The sequence below is a fragment of the Pseudomonas sp. VE 267-6A genome, assembly GCF_024126555.1.
Classification (GTDB): domain Bacteria; phylum Pseudomonadota; class Gammaproteobacteria; order Pseudomonadales; family Pseudomonadaceae; genus Aquipseudomonas; species Aquipseudomonas palmensis.
This window is the reverse complement of sequence record NZ_JAMYBY010000051.1, coordinates 1-611: the sequence shown is the minus strand read 5'-3', so window position 1 is coordinate 611 and position 611 is coordinate 1. Positions and strand designations below refer to the sequence as shown.

Below are 611 nucleotides of genomic sequence, written 5' to 3'. Positions count from 1 at the left end.
GGTTCGAGCGCTTCGGCGATCAGCAGCCGCAACTGATCAACATGTACGGCATCACCGAGACCACGGTGCACGTCACTTACCGTCCTGTGTCGCTGGCCGATCTGGCCGGTGATGCGGCAAGCCCCATCGGCGAGCCGATCCCGGACCTGTCGTGGTACCTGCTCGATGCCGACCTGAATCCGGTGCCAAAAGGCGCCATCGGCGAGCTGTATGTGGGCCAGGCCGGCCTGGCGCGTGGTTATCTCAAGCGTGCCGATCTCACCGCCACACGTTTCGTGCCCGATCCGTTCTCGGCCCGCGGCGAGCGCCTGTACCGCACGGGCGACCTGGCGCGTTATCGCCAGGATGGCATCGTCGAGTACGTCGGCCGCATCGACCATCAGGTCAAGATCCGCGGCTTCCGCATCGAACTGGGTGAGATCGAGGCACGTCTGGCGCAACAGGCTGCGGTGCGCGAGGCGCTGGTGCTGGCGGTGGACGGGCCGAGCGGCCAGCAGTTGGTGGGCTACGTCGTGCCGCAGGACGCCAATGCCGAGCACACCCAATTGCGTGATCAACTCAAGGCCGGGCTCAAGGCCGAACTGCCGGACTACATGGTGCCCACGCACCTG

The 611-nt window shown here is 66.0% G+C and carries 1 protein-coding gene; it reads left to right on the top strand.

Translation table 11 applies throughout. The features are described 5' to 3' along the window. On the top strand, positions 1 to 611 hold a 611-nt coding region (locus NJH59_RS25390), incomplete at both ends, for an AMP-binding protein (RefSeq protein ID WP_253087473.1).